Raw genomic sequence first — 25866 nt, 5'->3', positions numbered from 1 at the left:
GCACGGCTCGACGAGAATTCGGCCGCACGCACAGCATGGTCGGGTACGCTCCGAGCCGATGCCCCGACGTCACGCGTTCCGGCTCGCAACGCTCCTCTCCGCCGGCTGCGCCGCGCCGGCCCCCGAAGCCGACCCCCCACCAAGCCTTCCGCGAGCCGCCGAGGTCGCGCCCGCCGAGCCTGCGCCGGTGCCTACCGTGCCGACCGAGACCGACGTGCCGTTCGCGATCCCGACGATCGTGTTTTGCTCGACGGCGTGTGCGCCCAGGCGGAAGGCTTCAAGGATCCGTCACAAGGCCACGACGTGCGCATGGCGTGCGACGAGCTCGGGCAGATCGAGGGGATGAATTCGTGGACCGCGACCGTGACGAGCGCGTCAGGGCTCTCGGGCGTGACGTCCGGTTCGCGCTGCACCGTGAGCGTCACCACGGACGACGGCAGGTGCCGCGCCAACGTCCAGTGCGAGAGCCACGCGGTGTACGCGGGCGGTAACCCGTGCGCCGGCGCGGGGGCGTCGCTGTCCGGCGGCGAGTCGATGACGACCGCGAGCGACGGCGACGCGGCCATCACCATCGACACCGCGACGCGCAGCTGATGCTGCGAGACGACGAGCGCGGCGATCTCGGCGCATTCACGATCACCGCGACGATCGACGCGCCGCCCTGACCGTCTTGCGCAGCACTCGTAGATCTTGCGGAGCGCGGGGTTCGCCCGCAGAGCGACGGCGCGCAGCGACGCCGCCATTCACCTATTGTTCTGGGATTATTCCGTGGAGCGGAAGACTTCGAATTTCCTGTCGCGCAATCGAGCCATCCGTGTTCCCTGAGTGACACAGCCAGACGCGTACCGATGACTCGCGCCATCTGCTCGTGACGCGACCAGTCAACCAGCCCCTCCCCGAGGCGCACGGGTGCGGCCGACCTTAGGTGCGGCGCCGATGAACGGAGGTGCTCATCAGGGCTCCGATTGCGACGAGCGCCGCCACGCACCTCCGGCGGAGGCGTGACGCCTTCGCGCATTGACATCTCCGACCGCAACTGCCACCGTCCTCCGCGGGCGAGCCGACTCATCATTCGTACGGCCGCCGGATGGGGATATACATGCGTTCAAGATCTGTCTGCAATGTTCAATCACGGCTGATTCGTGCCATGGCGAGCGGCTGTGCGTTCCTGGCGTACGCTGCGTCCATTCCGAACGCCCACGCTGTCGCTCGCGAGTGGGCGACCTATTACGGGGGGAGCGGCAGCGACGGCGCCGCCGACACGGCGCTCGATTCTTTCAGTTCGGTGATCGTGGTCGGCCACACCGACTCCAGCACAGGCATCGCCACCGACCTCAGCAGCTTCGCGGGTGGCGACAACGACGGGTTCATCGCCAAGTTCGACGAATTCGGCGTCCTCGACTGGGGCACCTACCGCGGGGGCAGCGGCGACGAGAGCTTCCGCGTCGTCGCTATCGACAGCAACGACAACGTGATCGCGCTCGGAACCACCAACTCGTCGAGCGGGATCGCTACGGTGGGCGCGTGGAAAACGTCGCTGACAGGCAGCCGGGACGCCATGCTGGCCAAGTACACGCCGCTCGGCGCCCCGAGCTGGGTGACGTACCTCGGCGGCAACGGTAGCGATTTCGGCTCGGGCACCTGCGTGGCCAGCAACGGTACCATCTACGTGGTCGGCGACACGACCAGCACCGACCTGGGGCTCGGTACCCCCCACGACACCACCTTCAACGGCGTCCGGGATGCGTTCATCGCCAAGGTGAGCAGCAGCGGTACCCCGACGTGGATCAGCTACTACGGCCATAGCAGCGGCAGCACCGCTGCCAGAGACTGCGCGGTCGACGCGAGCAACAACGTCTACGTCGTCGGGGACACCACGGCGACCAGCGGCATCGCCACCGCCGGTACCCACGACACCGGCCACGACGGAGATGACGACGTCTTCGTGGCGAAATTCGACAGCAACGGCGGGCGCCTGTGGGGCACGTACTACGGCGGCAGCGCCACCGACCTGGGCATCGCCATCGACCTGGACGAAGACGGTGACGTGTACATCGCCGGCAGCACCAAGTCCCCGAACGACGGGCACCTCCGACAGATCGCCACCGACGGCATGCACAGCGAGGCGCTCGCGGGCGCACAGGACGCGTTCGTGGCCAGATTCGACGGCTCCAACGGCGCCAGGGTGTGGAGCACATACTTCGGCTCCGAGAACTCCGGCAGCGAAATCAGTAGCGACGCATTCACCGACCTCGAGGTCGACACCTCCGGGATCGTGCTGTCCGGTTCCACCAACTCCGACGACCCCCTGCTGTCGACGACCGGCGCCTACGACCCCTTTTACGGCGACTGGTTCGATCCGATCTTCGTCAACATGTCGATCGACGGCGACGTGTGGTACTGCTCGTACAATGGCGGCACCGGCATCGAGCCGGGCGACCATGGCAACGGCGTCGCGCTCTCTTTCGACGAGGCGGTGCTCGCCGGCACCACGCTCGCTAGCGGCGGGATCGCCACGACCGGGGCCCATGACACCTCGTACAATGGTTCGCACGACGTGTTCGTCACCTTCATCAGGCTGTTCGCCACATAACCGCGGAGGCTGATGCCGCGGAGCCGGGTATGCGGCCGCACGGGCGCGTGATGCTCGCCCCTGCGGTCTTGATGGCGGAGCCGATACCGTCCTCGCGTCGCCCCCGGAGCTGTCGCGCCGCGCGCGGCGTGACAGCTCGGGGGCGACGCGAGGGTCCAGAGACCCGGCCTCCGACGCCCCGACGTCGACGTACGCCCGATGTGCTGTCCGTTCGTCGCCTCCGGCGCGACGTCGGTGACCCGCTCGGCGCTCGCGGGCCTGACGGCCGACGCGTTCGGCCTCTCCGCCGCGACGTGGGCGGCCTGAACGCCCTGTCGGGCCTCCACGTCGCGCGCCACATGCAGCAGACTCTCCGCAGATGACCCACCCTCGCGGAATCCTCGAGCACATCGGCCGCACCCCGCTGGTCCCGCTGCGGCGGCTCGGCGCCGGCCTGCCGGTCCCGGTGCTCGTCAAGTGCGAGCACATGAACCCCGGCGGCAGCGTGAAAGATCGGATCGCCCTGGCGATCGTCGCCGACGCCGAGGCGCGCGGCGTACTCACGCCGGGGGCCACGCTCGTCGAGGCCACGGCCGGCAACACCGGCGTCGGCCTCGCGCTGGTCGCGGCCGCGCGCGGCTACTCGCTCGTGTGCGTGATGCCCGAGAAGATGTCGGTCGACAAGCGCGTCGCCCTGGCGACCCTCGGGGCGCAGGTGATCGTCACGCCGAACGCGGCCCCGTCGGATCCGGACAACTTCCGCAACGTCGCCCGTCGCCTCGCGGCCGAGCGCGGGTGGTTCTTGACCGACCAGTTTCGCAACCCGGCCAACGTCCGCGTCCACGCCGAGACCACCGGGCTCGAGATCCTCGCGCAGACCGGCGGCCGCGTCGGCGCCTTCGTCGCCGGGGCCGGCACCGGCGGGACGATCAGCGGCGTCGGGCGCTGCCTCAAGGACCACGTCGCGCGCGTGCAGATCGTGCTCGCCGATCCGGTCGGCTCCGGGCTCGCGGACTGGGTCGAGACGGGCCGGCTCGGCGCCGACGGGACCTACGCGGTCGAGGGCATCGGCGGCAGCGACGTGCCCGACAACCTGCACCGCGGCGTGATCGATCGCGCCGAGCGTGTCACCGACCACGAGAGCTTCGCCACCGCGTTGCGGCTGATCCGCGAGGAGGGCCTCCTGGTCGGCGGCTCGGCCGGCACCAACGTCGCGGCCGCCCTGCGGATCGCCGCGCGCGGCGAGGTCGACGGTCCCGTCGTCACGGTCCTGCCCGACGCCTGGGATCGCTACCGCGCCAAGCCGTGGATGCGCCCCGCGGAGCACAACACCCGCTGAGCGACCGGGCGGTCGGCGCGCCCGAGTGGTCCGCTCCGGCACGCCCCCGGGCTGACGACGAAGCGCGGCGGCAGATCCGCGAGGCCGCCTCGACCTCCGCGCCGGGACCCCGCGCCCCTCTGTGCCGGACCGTCGCGCCGGAGTACCGTGTCTCGCATGATCCCCAATTCGCTGCCGGGGCTGACCTTCGCGGCGCTCGTCGCAGCCCCCGCGGCAGCGTCGGCGGCGAACGGCATCGAGCCGCGCACGCCCGTCGACTGGCCCGACGCGACCGCCTGTCTCACCGTCGTCGATCGCCAGCAGAGCGCCATGGTGCACATGCCCTACAGCGTCCCCTTCGAGGACGTGGACGTGACCGTCGACGAGGTCGCCGACAGCCGTACGCACCAGTTCATCGCGTTCTGCCGCGATCACAGCCGCGAGGAGTTCCTGCCGATCTGGCTGACGTGGAGCGATGTCGAGGCGGCCGCGGCCAAGATGCTGGTCGACCCGCTGGCGGTCGAGGACGACGAGGTCCTCGAGACCAGCAGCGTGTGGAAGGACTGCTGGTTCCCGATCACGCCGCACGACGCGCGCCGGCCGATCACCTTCGCCGAGGCGAAGAAGGGCGTCGACTGGGACACCACCGCGCTCCCGGCCGGAGCCTACGTCGTGCAGGGCTACACCTGGGAGCCCGCCGTCAACATCTACGCCCAGCGCCCGGGCGTCGTCCACGTCGTCGACGGGCCTGATTTGGCCGCCGTCGGTCCGGCCGCCGCCGTGACCACCACCCTGGACTTCACCTTCGCCGAGGACACCTACACGATCGAGGGCTGCACGCGCGCGCTGCCCGGTTCGACGCTGAGCGTCCACTGGTCGATCACCGGGGCCGGCGTGCTCGACTGGAAGCTCTACACCGAGGACGTGCCGATCGACGGCGAGGCCTTCACGCTGCCGTTCTTGCCGCCGCCCGAGGCCTCCGGGCGGACCGTCGCGCTGCGCGTCGACGTCACCGACCCGATGCAGCGGACGTTCAGCGCCTACCCGCCCAACCTGCTCACCGTCCTGCCGGGCAGCGCCGGCGACACCACCTCCGACACCACCGCCGGCTGCAACCCCGAGGCCGCGTTCGTGGCCGATCCTTGCGACACGGGCGGCGACGGCAGCACCGGCGATCCGGGCGACCCGACGACGGCGGCGACGAGCGCCGCCACGAGCGACGGCAGCAGCGGCGACATGGCCGACAGCACGGGGACCGGCGGTTCGTCGTCGTCGGCCGGACCTGCGCTCACCCCGGACTCGAGTGGTTGTTCGTGCGACGCCACCCCGCCCGCCGGCCTCGCATGGGCGAGCCTCCTCGTGCTCGGCCTGCGCCGCCGCCGGCGTCGCGACCAGGCCGCAGCGCCGTCGTGACGGCCGCGTTCACGCCGGATCGCCGGCGCTCCCCTGCCCCGTCAGCGACCGCGTGCGCGGCCCGAACACCGCGTAGACCGCCGGCAGCACCAGCAGGGTCAGCATGCTCGCCGAGATCAGCCCGCCGATGACCACCGTCGCCAGCGGGCGCTGCACCTCGCTGCCGGGCGCGGTCGACAGCGCCATCGGGATGAAGCCGAGGGCCGCGACGAGCGCGGTCGTGAGGACCGGCCGCAGCCGCAGCTCGGCAGCCTGGCGGATCGCCGCCACGTGCTCCACGCCCTCGGCCTGGATGTGGTGGCAGAAGGACACCAGCACCAGGCCGTTCAGGACCGCGACGCCGAACAGGGCGATGAACCCGACGCCCGCCGAGATCGAGAACGGCAGGTCGCGGAGCCACAGCGCGAGCACCCCGCCGACGACCGCGAACGGCACATTGAGGAAGATGATCAGCGCCGAGCGCATGCGCCCGAGCGCGGTCCACAGCATGAACACGATCAGCGCCAGCGCCAGCGGCACGATCAGCGCCAGGCGGTCGCGCGCCGTCAGGTAGTGCTCGAACATCCCGCCGTACTCGACGCGGTAGCCGACCGGCAGCTCGATCTCCGCGCCGACCACCGCCTGGACGTCCTGCACCGTCGACACCAGGTCGCGGCCGCGGACGTTGAACTCGACGATGATGCGGCGCGACTGCTTCTCGCGGTTGACCAGCGCCGGGCCGGGCTCGAAGCGGAGCGTCGCCACGTCGCCGAGCGGCACGATCCGGCCCGTCTGCGAGCGCAGCGGGATCGAGCGCAGGTCGGCGAGGTCGTCGGTGAAGCCGTGCTTGAACTTCACCATCATGTCGAAGCGTCGCTCGCCCTCGAGCACCGCGCCGACGCGATGACCCACCGCGAGCGCCTCGGTCGCGAGGTTGACGTCTTCGATCGTCAGGCCGTAGCGCGCCAGGCGGGCGCGGTCGGGCAGGATCCGGAGGTAGCGCAGCCCCGCGACCTGCTCGACGCGGGCGTCGGCCACGCCGGCGATCCCGCCGACGCGCTCCAGCACCTTCGCGCCCAGCTCGCGCAGGACCGCGAGGTCGGGCCCGTAGATGATCACGCCGACGTCGGAGCGGACCCCGGCGACGAGCTCGTTGGTGCGCATCTGGATCGGCTGCGAGATGCCGCCGGCGACCTCCGGCACGGCCTGCTCGACGACCTCCGCGACCTCCTCGGCGAGCTGCTCCTTGAGCAGCCCCGGGCGCCAGTCGTCGCGCTCCTTCAGCGCGATGTAGACGTCGGACTGCTCCACGCCCATCGGGTCGGTCGCCAGCTCGGGCGAGCCGGTGCGCGTGACCACGTGCGAGACCTCGGGGATCTGCCGCAGCGCGCGCTCGAGTCGCAGCCCGGTCTCGACCGACGCGGTGAGCGCCGTGCCCGGCAGGCGCCGCGCCTCGACCAACACGTCGCCCTCGTCGAGCTGCGGCACGAACTGCGCGCCCAGGCGACCGAACAGCGCCGCCGCCCCGGCGAGCACCAGCACGCCCGCGGTCATCGTCAGCACGCGCCAGCGCAGCGCGAGCTCGAGGACCGGCGTGTAGAGCCGGTGGACCACGCGCAGCAGGATCGTCTCGCGCTCGTGCGGCTCCGGGCGCACGAGGAAGCTGGTCAGCACCGGCACCACGGTCAGCGAGAACACGAACGCCCCGGCCAGCGCGAACAGCACCGTGTAGGCCATGGGGTGGAACAGCTTGCCCTCCATGCCGGCGAGCGCGAGGATCGGCAGGTAGACGATGGCGATGATCAGCTCGCCGAACACCGCGGCGCCGCGGACCTCCACCGTCGAGGCCTGGATCACCCGCGTGCGCTCCTCCGATGTCAGCACGCGACCCGCGTCGCGGCTCGCCTCCGACAGCCGGCGCGCCGCGTTCTCGACCACGATCACCGCCCCGTCGACGATCAGGCCGAAGTCGATCGCCCCCAGGCTCATCAGGTTGCCCGACAGGCCGACCGCGTTCATCACGATCACCGCGAACAGCATCGCCAGCGGGATGATCGACGCGACCACCAGCCCGGCGCGCAGGTTGCCGAGCAGCAGCAACAGCACGAGGATGACGAGCGCCGCGCCCTCGAGCAGGTTGGTCGCGACCGTGCGGATCGTGCGCTCGACCAGGCGCGTGCGGTCGTAGAACGGCTCGATGCGCACGCCCTCGGGCAGCGTCGGCTCGAGCTCCGCCAGCTTGTCGATGATGCCCTGCGTGACGGTGCGGGAGTTCGCGCCCATCAACATCAACGCCACCCCGACGACGACCTCGCCCTCGCCGTCCTGGGTCGCCGCGCCGCGCCGCAGCTTGGGTCCGAAGCGGACCTCGCCGACCGAGGCGACGGTGATCGGGACCCCCTGCGGCGTCGAGCCGAGGACGACGCGCTCGAGGTCCTCGCGCGACTGCACCAGCCCGTTCGAGCCGATGACGAAGTGCTCCTGGTTGTGCTCGATGTACCCGCCGCCGGCGTTGGCGTTGGACACGCGCAGCGCCGCCGCGACGTCGCCGACCGAGAGGTCGAGGGCCTGCAGGCGCTTGGGGTCGAGGACGACCTGGTACTCGCGGTTCTCGCCGCCGAAGCTGTTGACCTCGACGACGCCGGGCACCGTGCGCAGCTGCGGCCCGATGTACCAGTCGAGCAGCTCCTCGAGCTCCATCAGCGAGTGGCCCTCGCCGCGCACCGTGAACTGATAGATCTCGCCGAGGCCGGTCGAGATCGGGCCCATCTCCGGCGTCCCGTACCCGTCGGGGACCGCCTCCGTCGCCTCGCGCATGCGCTCGTTGATCAGCTGGCGCGCGAAATAGATGTCGGTGCCGTCGTCGAACACCACCGTCACCACCGACAGCCCGTACTTCGAGACCGAGCGGACCTGCTCCATCTTCGGCAGGCCCAGCATCGAGCGCTCGACCGGGACCGTGATGTACTTCTCGATCTCGACCGGCGACAGCGCCGGCGCGGCCGTGATGATCTGGACCTGGACGTTGGTGACGTCCGGGACCGCGTCGATCGGCAGCTGCAGCGCCGCGCGCAGGCCGACGGCGATGAACAGCAGCGTCGCCACCAGCACCAGGCTCCGGTTGCGCAGCGACCACGCGACGATGGCGGTGAGCAGCGACATGTCAGTGGTGGTCCTCGCCGAAGGTCTCCTTCAGCAGCACGCTCTTGAGCGTCCACGCGCCGTGCACGACCACCTGCTCGCCCTCCTCGAGGCCGCGCACGACCTCGATCTTGCCGGGCGCGGAGACGCCGAGCACCACCTCGTGGACCTCGAACTCGCCCGACTCGCGCCTCACGAACACGACCTTCTTGCCGGCGACGTCGATCACCGCCGTGCGCGGGACGACCAGCCGCGGCTCCGCGTCCTCGCCGCGGTCGACGGCGATGTTGGCGACCCCGAACAGCCCGATCCGGAGCAGGCCGTCGCGGTTGTCGACGACGATCCGCGCGACGATCGTGCGCGCGTCCGGGTCGACCTGCGGCGACAGGAAGTCGATCTTGCCGCCGAAGAACTGCCCGGGGTAGCCGTTCAGCTCGACCTCGGCCGGCGCGCCGACCTTCACGTCGACGAGCATGTGCTCGAACACCCGCGCCATGAACCACGCGCGGTCGAGGTTGACGATCGTCGCCACGTTGTCCTCGGCGATCACCGCCTGGCCCTCGACGATCCCGCGGCGGGTGATGAAGCCGGCCGCCGGCGCGCGCAGGATGAAGTCGGACGTCCCGCCGCGCGTGCCGAGCCCGAGCGCCTTGAGCCGCTGCCCGGCCGCGCGCGACTCGGCGTCGAGCGCCGCCGCCTCGGCCCGCGCCGCCGCGAGCTCCTGCTGCGACGCCATGTTGCGCTGCGCCAGCGTCTCGAGCCGCGTCAGGTTGGACCTCGCCGACACCGCCCGGGCCTGCAGCGCCGCCAGATCAGCCCGGAGCCCGCCCAGGCTCGGCGCGCGGATCTTCGCCAGGACCTGGCCCTCGGCCACCAGATCGCCCTCGCGGAACTCGACCGCCTCGACGATCCCCGCCACGCGCGCGGCGACCTGCGCCGTGCGAGCCGGGTCGGCCGCGATCTCGCCGGTCGCGGTCACCGTCGGCGCGACGGTCTCGCGGCGCACCGGCTCCGTCGCGATCTTGGCGTCGGCGATCACCTGCTCGCTCAGCCGGACCTCGGTCGGGATCCCGCCGTGCTCGTGCTCGTCGCCGTGCTCGCCCTCGCCGTGCTCGTGCCCGCCGTCTTCGTGCCCGCGCTCCGCTTCGCCGTGTTCGCCGGCGGAGGCCCCCGGGCGGCCGCACGCGCCGAGCAGCGCGGCGAGGGCCCAACCAATTCGTCCGGTCATGGCGTCGCTCCTGGCGGAAGCAGGCCGGTCGCCTGCGCGAGATCGACGGAGGCGAGGCCGAGCGCCCGCCTCGCCTCGATGTAAGACGCGAGCAGGTCGAGGAAGGCCTGCTGCAGCACCACGGCGTCGCGGATCGGCAGCCGCCCCGCGGCCATCTCCTGGGCCAGGGCCTCGAGGTGGCCCTCGGCCTGACGGATGCGCTCCGCGTCGAACAGCGCGACCTCGGACCGGCGCGCGCGCACGGCCTCGAACGCGGTCATCACCTCGGCGCGGACCTGCCGGCGCACGCGCTCGATGTCCGCCTCGGCCTGCCGCACGCGCGCCTTCGACTCCGCGATCTCGCCGGCGTACGTGCGACCGAGCGGGCTCGGCAGCGGGATCGGGAACGCGACGCCGCCGCCCAGCACCTGCTCGGCGAAGCCGTCGCGCTGGGCGTAGGCGACCAGCGACGGGTTGGGCACGCGCGCCCGCTTGTAGAACTCGATCTGCCGCTTCAGCGCGTCCCGCTCGGCCGCCGCGACCCCGAGCTCGGCGCGGCGCGCCAGCGCCAGCTCGACCAGCGCCGCCGCCTCGCCCTCGATCGCCAGCGGCGACAGATCGCCCTGGACCTCGAACGTCGCCGCCGCCGGATCGGCGCCCAGCAGGTTGGCCAGCAGCGCCCGCGCCGTGGCGACCCGCCGCCCGGCCTCCACCTGCTGCTGGCGGATCTTGACCACCGTCGTGCCGATGACGTCGGCGTTGAGCCGCGACGTGAGCCCGGCCTTCTCGCCCTGGGCCGCCAGCTCGACCAGCGTCTGCGTCGCCTGGGCGATCCGCCCCAGCATCGCCTGCTGCTCGCGCGCCGCCAGCAGCTCGTAGTAGACGCGCAGCGTCTCGGCCGCGACCTCGCGGCGGGTCGCATCGACGCGGTGCTGCTGCGCCTGCGTCTCCGCGTCGACCATGGCCACCCGCTTGCGCCGCTGCCCCGCGATCTCGAGCTCCTGCGACAGGCGCCCGTACACATTGATGTCGCGGTCGCTGGTGATGAGCCCGCGGCGCGACGCGACCGTCGCCTCGACCATCGGGTTCGAGGGCAGGATCGTCCGCGCCGCCCGCTTGCGACCGGCCAGCGCCTCGACCCCGAGCACCGCCGACTGCACGGCGGGGCTGGCTTCGAGGGCGCACTCGACCACGCGCGCGCGCGTCAACACGCCGGAGCACGCCGGCGCGGGCGCGTCGCTCGGTGAGCCGGTCAGGGTGAGGAGCAGGAGAGAGGCGCGAAGGACCATCGTTCGACTCGTCGCATGCAGGTTAGGATCTGGCGCGGCAGCCCGGCCGCCTGGTCTCACGGAGGGCGTGGCTCACCACCTGCGCGGCCCCCGAGAGCGCGAGGCCGGCGATCACGAGGGCCACGAGGAGGTCGGGCCAGCCGGAGCCGAGCGCGAACACCCCGCTCGCGGCGAGCAGCACCGCGAGGTTGGCGAGCGCGTCGTTGCGGCTGCACAGCCAGACCGAGCGCATGTTGCTGTCGCCGTCGCGGTAGCGGTACAGCATCCGCGCGACCGCGAGGTTGGCGATCAGCGCGACCACGGCGACCACGCCCATCGTCTCCGGCTGGGGGACGCTGCCCCACAAGGCGTGGACGAGCGCCCGCACCAGCACGACCACCCCGAACAGACCCATCGTGACGCCCTTGGCCAGGGCCACGAGGGAGCGCGCGCGCAGGCTCCGCTCCAGGACCAGCAGGCTCACCGCGTAGCTGCCGGCATCCCCCAGGAAGTCGAGCGCGTCGGCCTGCAGCGCCGCGGATTCGGCGAACCAGCCGGCGACGACCTCGACCATGAACATCACGAAGTTGATCCATAAAGCCGCGACCAGCACGCGGCGGTACGCGCGCGTGGGCGCCGCAGGCAGCTCGTGGGCGCAACAGTTGCTCATGGGCCTCGCCGGGGAGGCTAGGCCCTGTAGCGACTACAAGGTCAACCTGAGACAGACGCGAGGAGTCGCACGCGCCGCACCGGCGGGCATCCTTCACCCAGCGAGCACGACTCCGGCGGACCCGCGCCACGGACGATTGGGGCGCCGACGGAGCGCGCCTCGCGACTTCAAGCGCTTCACGGGCCCCAGCTCGGCCGACGCACCAGGGCATGAGAGGCCCGGCGCACCTCCTCGGTTCTCAGACGTCGCCGAAACCGCCGGCCGCCCAGCGGCCCGCGCTCGCGCTGCTGAGCTTGAAGTTCGGCGCGACTCGCCGCTCGGCGAGCTTCTCGCCGGCGGCGTCCCACGCCGAGAGCATCGCGTGCGGATCGTCCTCGTCCGCCGCGATGTCCAGATCGACGCGGATCGGGCAGCCCTCCGCGTCGATGATCGTCACGCTGCGGTGGCGCTGGGCCCGGGCGTGCGCCTCGTGGCGGGTGACGACGTCCTGCGCGCCCTTCAGAAGCGTCTTGAAGTCGGCGTGATTCAGCGGCTTGGGGTTCTTCTTGTCGCGCCCCATCGTCCACGGACTGACGAGCACCGGCTCGGACTCGCCGTCCCGCGTCATCGTCACCGCCCAGCCCTCGTCGTCCTCGTTCTTGATCACCCGGGCCGTGAACCCGCTGGCGACCCACGTGCGCTCGTCGCCCTCGTTGTCACCGTCTGGCTGCTCTGCGCTCTTGGTCATGACGTTCCGTGTCCCGCTTGAGGCTGCGCAAGTGTACAGCATCCTCGCCGCAACCGACAGGGGGGTCGACCTCCCCGCCCCGGCCGCCGTCATGGGCGCCGCACGACGAGGCGCTGGGCGCCTGGGGCACCGCCGCCGGGTCGGCAAGCCGCCAATCGACGTCTTCGTGAATGCGCATCCATATCGACGTTGGCCATCCCGTCGTTCCGGCAACCACCCATTCGGTGCGCCCCGTACAGCCCATCGGGACTTCCCGCACATCGACGTCGCGCGCTCCGGCGGCGGTTCGGGCCCCAGGGCGCCCTGCGGAAAAAAGACGAGTCACCGCAATTGAATCGTCCGAATCGAGCACTCTCGCAAGAGGAGGGCGGCGGCAATCGCCGACACCGACGTGACAGTCAGCGGAATCTCGTGCCATACGCCATGCCGGTCACTGCCGCCCTGGCTTCGGTATCGCCGGCCCGCGCGGCCGTTCTGCCGCGCATGACCAGGCAAGGGGCCCCCGCGGGTTCGAGACGCCGACGATCGTAGGATTGGCGTCGCTCAATCGTGCACCACCGTTGAAATCAAATCACAGGAGACAGCCATGAAGAAGTTTTTTCTAATCGCCACGACCTTCGCCAGCGCGTTCATCGGGGAGGCTCCGGAGGCCGCCGCCGCGGACAAGCAGCAGACCGCCGTGACCGCGTGTGCCGTGACCGCCGGCGGGACCATCATCTACACCGGCTCCAACGTCGGGATCAAGGCGGGCAGCACCGGGACCGTGACCTTGATGTGCCCCGTCGACGTGAACCTCGCCAGCTTCGACACGATCGAGCTGTCGTACCGCGACTCCGACGGGACGGGCAACACGGGGTCGGTGGAGGTCATCGTCAACGCCGTCGACAAGACCAGCGCCGTCTTCAGCACCCCGTACGTGATCTTCGAGTCGAACTGGTACGCCACGACGGCGTGGAACAACAAGGTGCAGGCGCTGGCGTCGACGTTCACGTTCGACCACGACGACTATTTTTATTATGTGCAGATCAACCTGACCCGGAGTTCCACCACGACCTTCGTCCCGGTCGGGCACGTGAAGCTGTTCACCACGCCCTGACCTCCTCACGGGCCAGGACGTCCGGCCGGGTGCGCACCGGGAAATCGTGGCAGCCAGCGGCGGCCTCACTCGTCCGACCCAGCCCTCGGGCGGGAGCGCTCCCCCGGTCTCGCCGGGATGGGGCCCCCCGCGCCCCGCGGTCCGGCCGATCCGATCCCCGGCCCGACCCGGCCCGGCCTCTCGGCTCCGGGCGCGAGGACCCGGTGCACCCCCCCGGTCGGGGCTCGAGCTTCGCAGGCACATCGCCCTGAAGGTCCGGTACAGTGGACGAGCGACCTCGAGTCGCCGGGTGCACTTGCTCTGTCTCTCCTCCATCGTGTTCGTCGGGCTCGTGCTCGGGTCGCCGGCGTCGGCTCCCACGGACGACAACTCGGCGCGCGAGGACGGAGCCACACCGGCCGGCGCCAGCGTGCCCCTCGGCGGCCCGCTCCCGTATCGACCCTCCCCGCCCGGATCCGCGTGGCTCCCCAGCCAGGGCGTCGCCCCCCTCGATCAGGGAGGCGGGACCTCGGCGCCCGCGTCGCCCTCGCCCGAGGATGGCGCCGCACCGCTCGACGCAGCGATCGCCGCGCCGAGCGACCTCCCGCCGTTCCCCCCGCCTCACGGCATCGCCCCTCTCGACGCCGACCCCTTCGAAGCGGGCGAGCGCCCTCCGGTCGGCTCGCCGTCGCCCATCGCACCTTTCGGCTCCGGGCCCCCCGCGCCGGCCACCCCTCCTCCGGATCCGCGGACGCTCCGCGCCGTCCGGATCGACATCCTCGTCGCCCCCGTGTGGCGGATCCGGACCACCGAGTCCATGGTGCTCGCCAGCCTCGAGGCCGGGCGCCTACAGGGCTTCTCCGGCACCTTCCACGTCGGTATGATCGTCGCACCCGACCGCCAGATCATCGGCGCCAACGACTTCCCGATCGGCGGCGGCTTCGTCGCCCGGCGGCGGCTGGGCCAGCGTTCGCTGTACGGCAGCGTCGGCCTCACCGCCGGCCTCCTCGTCCACCGTGCCGACACCGATCTGGGGGTCGTGCGCCGCGTCGACCCCGACTTCCAGCTCCCCCTCAAGTTCGCCTGGACCGCCGGTCGGGTCGGGCTCACCGTCGCCCTCCTCCAGGGCTTCAGCGTCCGCACCCGGACCTATGAGCGCCGGGGAGTCGAGGTCTGGAAGCGGATCCCCTACCGCATCGGCCTCGCGATTGGGCTACACTTCGACGTCGGAGTCGGCCGGGCGAGACCGCGCCGCTCGAGGTAGAGAGTAACCATGACTTATCTTCGCTTGCTCGCCGTGTGTTCGCTGGTCCTCTCGAGCTGTCAAGACACCGTCGATCTCGATCCGCTGGATCGATCGCCCGTCGTCGAGTCCACGGTTCGGCCGCCGCCGATCCTCGGCGGCACGCTGACGCTGACCGACGATGGGTTGGCGATCGCGGCCGACCCCGACCGCGACCTCGTCCACATCGTCGACCTCGACGCTCGCGAGGTCCGCCACACCATCGCCCTCGCCCCCGGCGATCAACCGCATCGCATCGCTCTCGGCAGCGACGGCCGGGCCCACGTCGTCCTGCGCGGCAGCGGCAGCATCGCCACCATCGATCCGATCGCCGGCACCGTCGCCGCTCGCCACGCCGTCTGCCCCGAGCCCCGCGGGATCGCCTTCCACGACGTCGACAGCTCGCTCTACGTCGCCTGCGCGGGTGGTTCGCTGCTGCACCTCACCGAGGGTGGCGGCGTCCTCGAGCGGCGGGAGCTCGAGCCTGACCTCCGCGACGTCCTCATCGTCGACGGCGAGGTCAAGGTCTCGCTGTTCCGCTCGGCGACGATCCTCGGCCTCGACGGTTCTCGCATCGAGGTCCCGTCCTCCACCGACTTCATCCCCCACGTCGCCTGGCGCACCTGGGTCACCGAGAGCGGCGAGATCGCGATGCTCCATCAGGTCGCCAGCACCGCGGAGGTGCCGATCGATCCCGAGCCCGGCGACCTCCCCGAGGGCGGCTCGCCCTACGGCGGCGGCAGCTCCTGCGACCTCGGGCTCGTCGCCGCCGCGATCACCACGTTCAGCGCCGACGCCAGCACCACCACGCCGCTGCTCGGCTCCAACCTCACGGTCGACGCCGCCATCTCGCCGTTCGACGGCTGGGTGGCGATGGCGGTCCCCGGCGCCGCGAGGCCGGAGGATCGGGTCGAGTCCAAGCGCCGCGGTCGCGACGAGTTCGACTTCGGCCCCATCGCCCCGCGCGCGAGCACGGTGCGGGTCGATCGCCCGGACCAGCCCACATGCGGGAGCTTCGACGAGAACGACTACGGCCAGGTCACCGCCGTCGCCTACACCCCGCTCGGCCACCTGGTCATGCAGAGCCGCGAGCCCGCGCAGATCCTCGTGATGGACGGCGCTCCCGGCGGCCAGTTCGACACCATCCCGCTCCAGGGCGAGGCCCGCTTCGACACCGGCCACGAGATCTTCCATCGCGCCACCGACTCGGGGTTGAGCTGCGCCTCGTGCCACCCCGAGGGCACCGACGACGGCCACGTCTGGGACTTCGCGGACCTCGGTCCCCGGCGCACCCAGGCGCTCGACGTCGGCCTCTCCGACACCGCCCCGTACCACTGGGACGGCGACATGCCCGACTTCGACGTGCTCATGGCCGAGGTGCTCGCCCATCGCATGGGCGGCAAGCGTCAATCGCCGGAGCGCGGCGAGTCGTTCACCCGCTGGATGTTCGAGCAGCAGCGCCCGGCCGTCGCCGCCGGCGTCGACGAGCCGACGCTCGCGGCCGCCGGCGAGGGGCTCTTCGTCAGCTACGGCTGCGCGACCTGCCACGACGGCCCCGCCTTCGGCGGCCAGCGGACCGAGCGGATCGCCGGCGTGGCCAAGCAGGTCCCGTCGCTCCGGCGGATCTCCCTGCACCCGCCCTACATGCACGACGGCCGCGCCCGCACCCTCGAGGCGGCGATCCGCGACATGATCGCCACGACCCGCCCCACGGCCGCCCCGGACAGCGACGTCGAGGCGATCGCGGCCTACCTGCGCCAGCTCTGACCGCGGAGCCAGGCCGAGCCGCGCATGATCGTCGTCACCGGCACCAAGCGCTCCGGCACGTCGATGTGGATGCACGTGCTGGTCGCGGCCGGCCTGCCGTACATCGGCGAGCGCTTCCCGGGCGGCTGGGGCGAACTGCTGGGCGACGCCAACCCCGACGGCTTCTTCGAGTCCGAGTTGATGGGCGGCATCAATTATCGGACCAATCCGCACCCGCTGACCGGCGCCTATCTGGCGCCGGCGGCCACCCGCGACCACGCGGTCAAGGTCTTCATCCCCGGGCTCGTCCGCAGCGACGTCGCCTTCCTCGATCGCTGCATCGCCACCGTCCGCGACTGGCGCGAGTACGTCGCCTCGGTCCGCCGGATCGGCATCGACGACACCGCGTTGCCGCCGGCGCTCGACTGGTGGTGCTCCAACTTCGCGCTGATCCGCGACCTCGCGATCCGCGGCTACCCCGCCCACGTCCTCTCCTACGACAGCTTCCTCCGCGACCCGGAGAAGGTCGCCGCCGAGGTGGTGGCGTGGATCGGCCGCGGCGATCCGGCCGCGGCCGCCCGCGTGGTCCGTCCCGAGCGGAAGCGCGAGCCGGTCGGCGCGGCCGACAGCGCCCTCGCCGAGGGCGTCGATGCGGCCCACCTCGAGGTCTTCGACGAGCTCTACGCGACCATCGACGCCGGTCGGCCGCTGAGCGCCGGCTTCATCGACCGGCTCAACGCCGTCGACCGGGCGCTGCGCCCGATGGTCCTCGAGCGTCAGGCCGGCGTCGAAGCCAAAGTGATGGCCGACATTTTCGGGCGGCGATGATACGATCCGCATGATGGTGCTTGAGCCCTCCGCGCTCCAGCTGCGCTTCCGCGACGACGTGGCCTCCGAACCGCTCGCGCCGCCCGATGTCGCCGCGTTTTCGCGGTCCTCGTCGGCCGGCGCCGACCCGCGCCCGCTGCACGACGACGAACTCGGCGTGCTGCCCGGCGCCGGCACCGGCGATCCGGACGGCCCTGTCACGATCTTCTTGCGACAGCCCGAGTTCGGGATCCCGGCTCCGGGATACGACCACCGGGTCCCCGATCTCGGCAGCTGGGCGCTCCGGCCGACCACCTTCGGCTGGATCGCCCACGTCCCCGCGACACGCGGCCCGGGTCCTCGCCGCGCCGCCCGGGTGCTCGCGGGCTGCCTCGCCCTCGCCCTGCCGACCGACGCCCTCGCGGCGGCGCCCGCCATCCCGCCGCCGCCCGCCCAGGTGCCGGCCAGCCCATCCCCACCCACGCCGCAGCAGCCGACGAAGCTCGAGCCGGCGGCAGCGCCCGCGCCGTCGCCTGCGTCTGCGCCTGCGCCATCACCCGCCGCTCCGCCTGCCGTCCCCGACCCGCTCGCCGCCTCGCCCGAGTCCGAGCCCGCCGTCGCCCCGTCCCCGGAGCCTCTCCCGGCGGTCGCCGCCGTGAACGCCACCGCGGCCGTGACCGACGCCGCCTGGGAGGGCGTCGACGGCTTCGAGGTCATCGCCGAGCTCAAGGGCGGCAAGGTCCTCCGCGGCCGCGTCGGCGCCGTCCAGACCGACACGTTCACCCTGATCGACGGCACCACCGGGCAGATCCTCGTGATCCCCAAGAGCGGGGTCGCCTCGCTGCGCGCCTACGTCCCGCCGCCGATCCCCGGCAAGACCGGCACCGGTCTGATCGCCGGCGGCACCATCCTCGCCGCCATCGGCGGCCCGGTCTTCATCACCGGGGTCGTGTTCCTCGGCCTCTGCCCGTCGTGCGTCGAGCTCCACCTGCCGATGCTGCTCGTCGGCGGCGGCGCCCTCGGCGGCGGCATCCCGATGATCTCGCGCGGGGTTCAGCGCCGGAACGCCTTCCAGAGGGCGATCCAGGAGCATCGGATCGCCCCCTCGGTGGCGCGCACCCCCTACGGCGGGTGGGCCGGCGTGCTGCAGGTCCGCTTCTAGCCGCAGGCGTGTCGGCATTCAGCCGACATGACCGAGAGACCATGTCCTGATGGACATGTCTTCAAGAACAAGTCCCCGAGGACATGACCGCCGCACGGTCGACCGTGAGCTCGTGATCCAGGATCGACGCGTCGCTCCCGGCTCACGAGCCGCAGCCACCGCGGCCGCCGCCGCACGTGCAATCGAGGCAGCCGTGCTCGGCACACGTCCCGCACGAGCGCACGACCTGCTTCTTCAACGCCTCCCGCGCGCGAAACACCCGCACCGCCGCGTTGCCGGGCGTGATGCCCGCCTCGGCCGCGTAGTCCTTGACCGCGAGCCCGTCGAGCTCGATGCGCCGCAGCGCCTCCGCGTACTCCGGCTTCAGCGTGTCGGCCAGCCGGGCCACGCACTGACAGACCGCGCCGCGCAGTTCCGGAGCGGGTTCGACCGCCTCCTCGAGCTCGGCCGCCAGCGCGTCGAGGCGGCGACCCGAGGCCGCGTCGCGCCGGTGGCGATCGATCACCGCGTTGCGCAGCAGCCGGTAGAACCAGGCGATCGCCGCCTCGTCGTCGCGCAGGTCGCCGATCTTGTCGAGGCCGCGCACGAACGCGTCCTGCAGGATGTCCTCGGCGGCGGCGCGGCTGCCGACCCGCGCCTGCAGGAAGGCGAGGAACTCGCGGTGGTTGGCGACGAGCCGGTTCACCGCTTCAGGCGTCGGCTCGGCGTACGTCTCTCGGGCGCTCATGTTCGTTCTCCTCGTACGTGCTGCGGCCGCCAGGCAGTGTAGCGCTCGCCCGCGCCGACCGGACGCGCGGGCGAACCCCGCGGCTACGGCTTGCGCGCCACGACCTCGAGCACGCCGCGCGTCATGTTCATCCCGCAATTGAACTCGTACACGCCCGCGGTGAGCGCCGGCAACTCGATCGTCACCGGCTGATCGGTCGGCAGCTCGCGGCGGATGCCGAGCGCGGCGAACACCACCTCGCGCGTGCACGGCGAGCGGTCGCGGCGGACGAAATTCAGGCGGACGCGCTCGCCCTCGGCGACCGTGATCCGGTCGGGCCGATACGAGCCGTCGACGACGACCTCGATCTCGCGGACGGCCGGGGCGCGCTCGACCTTCGCCGCTTCGGCCGCGGCGGGGAGCACGCCGGCGACCGCGGTGACGCACGTGGACAGGACGACTCGGAGGATGACGTTGGGCATGATGCGACTCGTTCCGGAGGGCTGACGCCGCCGCCTGCCGGGCATTACACCCCGCCCGCCGCGAAGCGCCGCAGGCGCAGCGAGTTCGCCAGCACCGACACGCTCGACAGCGACATCGCCGCGCTCGCCAGCACCGGCGACAGCAGCCAGCCGGTCCACAGGTACAGCGCCCCGGCGGCGATCGGGATCCCGATCACGTTGTAGACGAACGCCCAGAACAGGTTCTGCCGGATCGTCCGCAGCGTCCGCCGCGCCAGCTGCAGCGCGACCGGCAAGCTCGAGATCCCGCCTCGCAGCAGCGCGATGTCGGCGGCCGCGACGGCGATGTCGGTGCCCGTGCCGATCGCCACCCCGACGTGCGCGCCGGCCAGCGCGGGCGCATCGTTGACCCCGTCGCCGACCATGGCGACCACTCGACCGCGCGCCCGTTCGTCGGCCACGACCCGCGCCTTGTCCTCCGGGCGCACCTCCGCGATCACGCGCCCGATCCCGAGCTCGGCCGCGATCGCCTCCGCCGTGCGTCGGCGGTCGCCGGTGAACATCGCCACCTCGATCCCCAGCGCTTTCAGGTCGGCCACGACCTGCCTCGCGCCCTCGCCCGGGCGATCCGCGACCGCGACGAGGCCGGCGAGCACGCCGTCGACCGCGACGAACGACGGCGTCCGTCCGCGCTCCGCCAGGCGTTCGGCCTCGGCCTCGAGGCTCGCCGCGTCGACCCCGTTGCGGCCGAGCCACGCGCTCGTGCCCACCAGCACGATCCGGCCGTCCACCGTCCCCGCGATCCCGAAGCCCGGCTCCATGCGAAACTCGCTCGCCAGCGCGGCCCGGATCGCCCGCTGCTCGGCGCCCTCGACGATCGCGCGCGCGACCGGATGTTCGCTGGCGCGTTCGACCGCGGCGACCAGCGCCAGCAGCTCCGCCGCGCTCCAGCCCGCGCCCGGCACCACGTCGGTCAGGGCAGGCTTGCCCTCCGTCAACGTGCCGGTCTTGTCGAGCAGCACCGCGTCGACGCGGCTCGCCGCCTCGAGCGCCGCCCCACCCTTCACCAGGATCCCCAGCTCCGCGCCCCGCCCCGTGCCGACCGCGACCGCCGCGGGCGTCGCCAGGCCGAGCGCGCACGGGCACGCGATCACCAGGACCGCGACGAAGCGCTCGATCGCCGCCGCGAAGCCTCCCGCCGTCGGATCGACCGCGACCCACGCGAGCAGCGTGATCATCGCGATCCCGAGCACGATCGGCACGAAGTAACTGCTGACGACGTCGGCGAGGCGCGCGATCGGGGCGCGCGAGCCCTGCGCCTGCTCGACCGCCTCGACGATCCGCGCCAGCGCCGTGTCGCCGCCCGTGTGGGTCACCCGCACCACCAGCGCGCCGCTCTGGTTCAGCGTCCCGCCGAACACCTGCGCTTCCTTCGCCTTGTCGACGGGGATGCTCTCGCCGGTCAGCATCGACTCGTCGACCGCCGACACGCCGCGGACGACCACGCCGTCGCTCGGGATCCGCTCGCCGGGCCGCACCAGCACGTGATCGCCGGGCACCAGTGACTCGACCGGCACATCGTCCTCGCGCCCCTCGCCGAGCCGCCGCGCCGTCTTCGGCACCAGCGCCACCAGCCCGCGGACCGCGTCCGACAGCCGCCGGCGCGCCCGCGTCTCGAGCAGCTTGCCGAGCAGCACGAAGCTGACGATCGCCGCGGCTGCCTCAAAGTACAGGTGCGGCAGCGCCCCGTGCTCGGCGTGCGGGAACAGCCCGGGCAGCGTCAGCGCCACGGTCGAGTAGACCCACGCCGCCAGCGTGCCGATGCTGACGAGCGTGTTCATGTCGGCCGCGCCGTGGCCCAGCGCCTTCCAGGCCAGGCGCAGGAACCGGCGGCCGGGACCGAAGACCACCGGCGTGGCGAGCACGAATTGCAGCCACCGCCCGAACGTCCCCGCGGTGCCGGGGATGGCGCCGTGCGACATCGCCACGACCAGCAGCGGCACGCTGAGCGCCGCCGCGGCGACGAAGTCGCGGCGGAGCCCTCGCTGCTCGCGCTGCTCGGACTGCGCGAGCGCCTCGGCCCGCGCAGCCGCCTCCACGCGCGCCGCAGGAGCGGCCGCGAATTCCGGCACGGAGTAGCCGGCCCGCGTGATCGCCTCCACCAACGCACGCGGCGAAGCCTCGCCCGGGGCGAAGCTCACCGTCGCGCGCCCGGTGACGAGATTGACGCTCGCCTCGGTCACGCCCCGCACCGCGCGCAGCGCCTTCTCGATCCGGCGCACACAGTTCGCGCAGGTCATCCCGGCGATCGGCAGCTCGATGCTCGTCGTCTCCGCGGCCGCGGGTCCCGGCACGGCATAACCGGCGCCTTCGATCGCCCGGGTGAGCGCAGCCTGGGTCACCGCCGCCCCGTCGAACACCACGCGAGCGCGCCCCGTGACGAGGTTGACGTGCGCCGCCTGGACCCCGGGGACGGCCTTGAGGGCGCGCTCGACCCGGACGACACAGCTCGCGCAGGTCATGCCCTCGATCGGCAGCTCGGCGTGGGCTCCAGCGTCCTCGGGCGTCGCGGTTCTGGCGATGGTGGCGGTGCTCGACATGGTTCCTCCTCGCCCCGCCGACGCCGCGACCCGCCCCGCATTACAGCTGTAATGCCCACCCACCCGCCGCGTCTCCGCGATGCGAGCCGCGAAACGCCGCGCCGCAAGGAGACCTGCCATGAACACGCCCCACCAAGCCATCCTCGCCGTCCCCGGCATGAGCTGCCAGTCCTGTGTCCGCCACATCCACGACGCCCTGCGCGAGCTGGACGGCGTCGACGAGGTCGAGGTCCGGCTGCGCGACGGCAAGGTGCTCGTGCGCCACCACCAGGACAGGGCGACCGTGGATCACCTGCTCGCGGCGCTGCGCGAGGCCGGCTACGAGGCGAGCCTCGCCCCGGCCGCGTGAATCGCCGGCGCGGACGTGATGCGCAGCCGCATCGCGTCCGCGCTGCCGATCGCTCGAGCCGCGAGGACCTCGCGTCCTGAAGCCGCTGGCGTCGCGCGCGGCGCCGGCCCGATCTCCTGTTCAAGTTCTGCGCCGGCCCGGTAGAGAGCACCGAGCCCTGCGAGGCGCTGTGTCGCCCCGGCGGGCGCGAGCGCCCGCGCCCGATCGTTCACCCGACGGGCATCAACTGCCCTCCGGCGCGAGGCGCCCGCCCACGGCGAGCTCGAGCTCGCTGCGGGCGATCCAGTAGTCACGAAGGGCCTCGACGTACTGGCGATGCGCCTCGATCTGGTCCGATCGGGTCTCGAGCAGCTGGTACGTCCCCACGAGCATCGCGTTGTACTGCAGCAGCGTCAGATCGGTGATCGACTCGGCGCGCGGCAACACCGTCTTCTGGTAGTGCTCGACCTTTCGGCGCGCCGCGACCAGCTCGGCCCGATGCACCCGGATCTCCGAGCGCGCGTGGATCGCCGCGTCTTGCAGCCGGTGCTGTGCCTGTCGCAAGTACGCCTGAATACGCGCGATGTCGGCGTGTCCGGGGTCGAAGATCGGCAGCTGCAGCGCGAGCGACCCGCCGAGGACCGGCTCGTGGCCCGCGTCGTTGCCGACCTCGTTGCGCATCACGAAGCCGGCCTCGATCCCCGGCACGATGCCGCGGCGACGGAGCCCGAGCGCGTGGGCGATCGACTTGACCTCGACGCGAGCGGCGGACAGATCGAGCCTGTCGGCGATCCCCTGCTGCTCGAGTCGGCCGAGGTCGACCTCGGTCGGCAACGCCTCCGCGAGGGGCCCCGCGATCTTCCACGCGGCGTCCTCGCCCCACAGCCCGAGCAAGCGCGTGAGCTCCTCGCGCTCGACCAGCGACGCGAGCTCCGCGTCGGCCAGCTCGACCCGGGCCCGGTCCAGCGCAGCGGCGAACAGCTCGTGATCGAGCGGATAGATGTTGCCGGCGTCGAGCTGGCGCTGCGCCAGCTCGTGCGCGACCTCGGCGGCCTGCGCCCGCCCGCGGTACAGCTCGAGCATCTGCTCGGCCGCCTGCGCGCGAACGAACGCCACTTTCACGTCCCGCGCCAGCATGAGGGCCGCCTGTCCCACCGTCACGATCGCGTGATTCAGCCGGGCCTTCGCCAGGCGCCGCTTGGCCGGGATCAGAAACGCGCTGAGCAGGCTCTGCGTCAGCGACAGCCCGCCGCCGAGGCCATAACCCCGCGTCGAATTGACGAGGTCACCGGCGATCACCGGGTTCTCCAGCAATCCCGCCTGGACCAGCTCTGCCTGGGCGACCCCGAGCTCCTCGAACACGGCCCGGAGCTCGCGGTTGTTGAGCAACGCGACTTGCAGCGCGCGCTCCAGCGTCAGCGGCGCGGACACGAGCTCGGCGACGCGGTCACGCACCCGGGCGCGGCTCTCCGCGTCTTGCTTCGCGGGGACCACGTCGGCCAGTCCGACGCGGCGCTCGACGAGCTCCGCGACGTCTCGCCGCGCCTTCGTCGGCTGGACCGACGCACATCCCAGGAGCGCCGTCACGGCCGAGATGATGAGAGCACGAGCCTTCATCGCAGAGCACCCTCCTGCTCCGGAGCGGTCGCCGGCGCGACCTCGCCTCGCGGAGATTTCGTGTTCACCACGTCTTCGTGGCCTGCATGTTCGGACCTGGCTTTCGTGGCACCGCCCTCATGGCCCCCATGTCCGTGACCGGCGTGCTCATCGGCGGCTGCCCCGTGGTTCATGTGCCCCGAATGCCCCGTGTGCTCGTGCCCGGAGTGCCCGGAATGCCCGCCGTCCGGCGCCTCGGTGAACGCCGAGGTCTCGTAGGGGTTCGCCCGCGCCTGATACGGGGCTGCGGCTGCGTTCGCGTCCGCCGGATCGGCCCCGGGAGGCTCGGGCGGCAGACCTGCGCGGCAGGCCGGCAGCGCAGCGAGCAACGCCGCGAAGACGATCTGTGCACCGCGCCGCGCGCGTGCGGGAGCGTCATGCCTTGATGCCGTCACGATCCATGTCCTCCTTCCGCGCCAGATCGGCCACCGTGCCCGGCGGGTGCTTGTACCAGCCGGGGTCCTGACTTCCGTCGCCGATGTCCTCGTCGCGCACCTTCACGATCGTGAACATCCCGCCCATCGTGATGTCGTCGAACGGCCCCCTGGCGCCGACCATCGGGATGCTGTTCTTCGGGACAGCCATCCCCATCGCCGCCATGTCGCCCATCCCGTGCTGCCCCATCGGCATGTAGCCCGGGACCACGCGCCCGCCGAGCGCGCCGACCTTGCGCGCATCGACGCCGATCATGTTGGGCAGGTCGTGCCCCATCTGATTCATCACGTGGTGCGTCATGTGACAGTGCATCGCCCAGTCTCCGGGCGCGTCGGCGACGAACTCGACGTCTCGCGTGCTGCCCACGGGCACCAGCACCGTGGTCTCCGGCCACTGCGCCGACACCGGCAGCGGGCCGCCGTCGGTGGCCACCACCTTCCAGTAGTACCCGTGCAGGTGGATCGGGTGGTGATCCATCGCGCTGAGGTTGCCGAAGCGGATCCGCACCCGCTCGCCGGTGCGGCACACCAGGGGCGCCGTGCCGGGGTACGCCTTCGCGTTCATCGTCAGGACGTTGAAGTCCGTCATCTCGTTGGGGTCGGGCCGCTTCGCGCCCGGCACGATCTTCCACTCGCTCAGCATGATCACGAAGTCCCGATCGACGCGGTACCCCGGCGGCGCCGGTCGCGGATGGACCACGATCATGCCCAGCATGCCGAGTGCCATCTGCGTCATCTCGTCGTGGTGCGAATGGTACATGAAGGTACCGGACTGCTTGAACGTCCACTCGTAGCGGAACGTCTCGCCCGGCGCGATCGAGCGTTGATTGAGGCCGCCGACCCCGTCCATGCCGTTCGGCAGGAAGATGCCGTGCCAGTGGACCGTCGTCGGCGCGGGCAGCTTGTTGGTGACGTACACCCGCACGCGATCGCCCTCGACCGCCTCGATCGTCGGCCCGTGGACCCTGCCGTTGTAGCCCCAACAGAGCGCGCGGAGGCCGGGAGCGAACTCGTGATCGACCTCCTCGGCGACGAGGTGATAGACCTTCACGCCGTCGACGATCTTCCACGGCAGCGTCGCGCCCCCGGGCGTGATCGTCGGCTGATAGTCGCGCCCCGGCTGTCCCGGCGCCCGGGCGGCCGAGGCCGCTCCGCCGCTGTAGCTCGACTCCCACCTGTGCACCGGAGCCGCGGCATGCGCCTGGCGACTCGCCAGCGCCGTGGCCGCGCCGCCGATGGTGGCACTGGCCAGGAGGGCCTGCCTTCGACTGAGTTTCACGTCTTTCATGATTGTCCTCGAAATTTGGCTGGTGA

Annotated in this window: 20 protein-coding genes; 10 read left to right on the top strand and 10 right to left on the bottom strand. The window is 71.9% G+C overall.

The window, feature by feature from the left end; all coding sequences use genetic code 11:
• Nucleotides 1-243: 243 nt before the first annotated feature.
• The 4 genes from K7C98_RS21295 to K7C98_RS21280 all read left to right on the top strand — a co-directional run bounded on the left by K7C98_RS21295 (nucleotide 244) and on the right by K7C98_RS21280 (nucleotide 5303).
• On the top strand, nucleotides 244-594 hold the full coding sequence (locus tag K7C98_RS21295) for a hypothetical protein (RefSeq protein WP_224193548.1): 351 nt from the start codon (nucleotides 244-246) through the stop codon (nucleotides 592-594).
• A gap of 553 nt (nucleotides 595-1147) precedes the next feature.
• Entirely contained in the window at nucleotides 1148-2593 is a 1446-nt protein-coding gene (locus K7C98_RS21290) for a hypothetical protein (protein ID WP_224193547.1), read from the top strand.
• 358 nt (nucleotides 2594-2951) lie between these two features.
• Nucleotides 2952-3911, top strand: coding sequence for a PLP-dependent cysteine synthase family protein (locus tag K7C98_RS21285; RefSeq protein WP_224193546.1), 960 nt, complete (start codon nucleotides 2952-2954; stop codon nucleotides 3909-3911).
• Between the two features lie 156 nt (nucleotides 3912-4067).
• Entirely contained in the window at nucleotides 4068-5303 is a 1236-nt protein-coding gene (locus K7C98_RS21280) for a hypothetical protein (RefSeq protein ID WP_224193545.1), read from the top strand.
• Between the two features lie 9 nt (nucleotides 5304-5312).
• Here the strand turns inward: K7C98_RS21280 and K7C98_RS21275 are convergent, their stop codons facing one another.
• From K7C98_RS21275 to K7C98_RS21255, 5 genes are all read right to left on the bottom strand, one after another.
• Nucleotides 5313-8444 (bottom strand): efflux RND transporter permease subunit, encoded by a 3132-nt coding sequence (locus K7C98_RS21275; protein WP_224193544.1) that lies wholly within the window; start codon nucleotides 8442-8444, stop codon nucleotides 5313-5315.
• 1 nt (nucleotide 8445) lies between these two features.
• A complete protein-coding gene (locus tag K7C98_RS21270) occupies nucleotides 8446-9651 on the bottom strand; it encodes an efflux RND transporter periplasmic adaptor subunit (RefSeq protein ID WP_224193543.1) in 1206 nt (401 codons plus the stop codon).
• Nucleotides 9648-10919 (bottom strand): TolC family protein, encoded by a 1272-nt coding sequence (locus tag K7C98_RS21265; RefSeq protein ID WP_224193542.1) that lies wholly within the window; start codon nucleotides 10917-10919, stop codon nucleotides 9648-9650. The genes K7C98_RS21270 and K7C98_RS21265 overlap by 4 nt, the downstream gene beginning before the upstream one ends.
• A gap of 22 nt (nucleotides 10920-10941) precedes the next feature.
• Nucleotides 10942-11568: a cation transporter gene (locus tag K7C98_RS21260; RefSeq protein WP_224193541.1), complete on the bottom strand. Its 627-nt coding sequence runs from the start codon at nucleotides 11566-11568 to the stop codon at nucleotides 10942-10944.
• 238 nt (nucleotides 11569-11806) lie between these two features.
• Nucleotides 11807-12295: a hypothetical protein gene (locus K7C98_RS21255; RefSeq protein ID WP_224193540.1), complete on the bottom strand. Its 489-nt coding sequence runs from the start codon at nucleotides 12293-12295 to the stop codon at nucleotides 11807-11809.
• 586 nt (nucleotides 12296-12881) lie between these two features.
• On the opposite strand from K7C98_RS21255, the gene K7C98_RS21250 reads away from it, so the two are divergent.
• From K7C98_RS21250 to K7C98_RS21230, 5 genes are all read left to right on the top strand, one after another.
• Nucleotides 12882-13391 carry a hypothetical protein gene (locus K7C98_RS21250; RefSeq protein ID WP_224193539.1) on the top strand — a complete coding sequence of 170 codons (510 nt, stop codon included), beginning with the start codon at nucleotides 12882-12884 and terminating at the stop codon, nucleotides 13389-13391.
• A gap of 769 nt (nucleotides 13392-14160) precedes the next feature.
• Nucleotides 14161-14634: a hypothetical protein gene (locus tag K7C98_RS21245; RefSeq protein WP_224193538.1), complete on the top strand. Its 474-nt coding sequence runs from the start codon at nucleotides 14161-14163 to the stop codon at nucleotides 14632-14634.
• Nucleotides 14635-14643: 9 nt separating this feature from the next.
• Nucleotides 14644-16419 (top strand): c-type cytochrome, encoded by a 1776-nt coding sequence (locus K7C98_RS21240; protein WP_224193537.1) that lies wholly within the window; start codon nucleotides 14644-14646, stop codon nucleotides 16417-16419.
• Between the two features lie 24 nt (nucleotides 16420-16443).
• Nucleotides 16444-17226, top strand: coding sequence for a hypothetical protein (locus tag K7C98_RS21235; RefSeq protein WP_224193536.1), 783 nt, complete (start codon nucleotides 16444-16446; stop codon nucleotides 17224-17226).
• A gap of 13 nt (nucleotides 17227-17239) precedes the next feature.
• Complete coding sequence (locus K7C98_RS21230) at nucleotides 17240-18367, top strand: hypothetical protein (RefSeq protein ID WP_224193535.1); 1128 nt, start codon at nucleotides 17240-17242, stop codon at nucleotides 18365-18367.
• Nucleotides 18368-18509: 142 nt separating this feature from the next.
• On the opposite strand, the gene K7C98_RS21225 is transcribed toward K7C98_RS21230, so the two are convergent.
• The 3 genes from K7C98_RS21225 to K7C98_RS21215 all read right to left on the bottom strand — a co-directional run bounded on the left by K7C98_RS21225 (nucleotide 18510) and on the right by K7C98_RS21215 (nucleotide 22134).
• Nucleotides 18510-19094 carry a sigma-70 family RNA polymerase sigma factor gene (locus K7C98_RS21225; protein WP_224193534.1) on the bottom strand — a complete coding sequence of 195 codons (585 nt, stop codon included), beginning with the start codon at nucleotides 19092-19094 and terminating at the stop codon, nucleotides 18510-18512.
• A gap of 83 nt (nucleotides 19095-19177) precedes the next feature.
• The gene (locus K7C98_RS21220) at nucleotides 19178-19555 is read right to left on the bottom strand and encodes a cupredoxin domain-containing protein (RefSeq protein ID WP_224193533.1); all 378 of its coding nucleotides are present in this window, start codon (nucleotides 19553-19555) and stop codon (nucleotides 19178-19180) included.
• A 44-nt stretch (nucleotides 19556-19599) separates the two neighbouring features.
• Entirely contained in the window at nucleotides 19600-22134 is a 2535-nt protein-coding gene (locus K7C98_RS21215) for a heavy metal translocating P-type ATPase (protein ID WP_224193532.1), read from the bottom strand.
• Between the two features lie 118 nt (nucleotides 22135-22252).
• Here K7C98_RS21215 and K7C98_RS21210 point away from each other — a divergent pair, with 118 nt between their 5' ends.
• Nucleotides 22253-22483: a heavy-metal-associated domain-containing protein gene (locus K7C98_RS21210; RefSeq protein ID WP_224193531.1), complete on the top strand. Its 231-nt coding sequence runs from the start codon at nucleotides 22253-22255 to the stop codon at nucleotides 22481-22483.
• 222 nt (nucleotides 22484-22705) lie between these two features.
• Here the strand turns inward: K7C98_RS21210 and K7C98_RS21205 are convergent, their stop codons facing one another.
• Together K7C98_RS21205 and K7C98_RS21200 are read right to left on the bottom strand one after the other, a co-directional pair.
• On the bottom strand, nucleotides 22706-24079 hold the full coding sequence (locus K7C98_RS21205; protein WP_224193530.1) for a TolC family protein: 1374 nt from the start codon (nucleotides 24077-24079) through the stop codon (nucleotides 22706-22708).
• Nucleotides 24080-24493: 414 nt separating this feature from the next.
• Nucleotides 24494-25840 (bottom strand): multicopper oxidase family protein, encoded by a 1347-nt coding sequence (locus K7C98_RS21200; RefSeq protein ID WP_224193529.1) that lies wholly within the window; start codon nucleotides 25838-25840, stop codon nucleotides 24494-24496.
• Between the last annotated feature and the right edge of the window lie 26 nt (nucleotides 25841-25866).

It is taken from the genome of Nannocystis pusilla, assembly GCF_020073745.1.
Lineage (GTDB): Bacteria > Myxococcota_A > Polyangia > Nannocystales > Nannocystaceae > Nannocystis > Nannocystis radixulma.
Note: the sequence above shows the minus strand (reverse complement) of the source record. Positions and strands in the feature narration are given on the sequence as shown.